Source organism: Mycobacterium sp. MUNTM1, assembly GCF_054660795.1.
In genome coordinates this window covers 1-547 of record NZ_BAAGDE010000151.1, presented here as the reverse complement: position 1 = coordinate 547, position 547 = coordinate 1, and the positions used below count along the sequence as shown (strand labels likewise).

The window sequence follows — 547 nt, the reverse complement described above, 5'->3', positions numbered from 1 at the left end:
CGGCGCGGCGCCCGCACGGGCAGCACACCACCGTGGTGGTGCACGTCGATGTTGAAAAGCGCGCCGCGGCGCTGCATCTGGGTCCGTTGCTGAGCGACGCCGAACGCCGCTACCTGACCTGTGATGCCACCGCCGAAGTGTGGTTCGAACGCGGCGGGGAGGTGATCGGTGCGGGTCGGACGACGCGGGTGGTCAGCCGGCGGCTGCGCCGCGCGCTCGAGCATCGCGACCGCACGTGCGCGGTGCCGGGATGTGGTGCCACCCGTGGTCTGCACGCCCATCACCTGCGGCATTGGGAAGACGGCGGACCCACCGAACTATTCAACCTGGTGCTGCTGTGCCCCTATCACCACCGGGCACACCACCGCGGCGTCATCACCATCACCGGACCCGCCGACGCGCTTACCGTCACCGACAGCTCCGGGCACGAACTACACCACGGATCGCTGGCCCGCCGACCAACCCGACCCCCGCCCGCCGTCCCGCCGTGTGCCGGGCCCCTCGGCGAGCGCGCCGACTGGTGGTTGGGGTTGGAAGGGGTCGTACC

At 71.3% G+C, this 547-nt stretch carries 1 protein-coding gene; it reads left to right on the top strand.

All coding sequences use genetic code 11. From position 1 onward, the window contains the following. The coding region (locus ACYQ8K_RS30180) for an HNH endonuclease signature motif containing protein (RefSeq protein ID WP_459975047.1) at nucleotides 1-547 on the top strand (547 nt) is incomplete at both ends.